Here is a 222-nt window from a genome sequence, read left to right on the forward strand (position 1 = left end):
CGGGGTCGGGGCCCTCGTGACCCCGGTTCTTCACTCCTGCGCTCCTCCGCTTCGCTCCCCCGCTCCGTCGCTCCAGAACCGGGGCGGGCCCCGACTACGGATGTAGACCATCCGCAGACGGGGAAGAAGCCGGGTGGGGACTGAAGGCGATAGGGCTCGGACGAGTGTCCGGAGGGCTGGTTCCGGGTTCCGGGCTCCGGGCTCCGGGCTCCGGGCTCCGGG

Source organism: Nocardia sp. NPDC001965 (assembly GCF_053594175.1).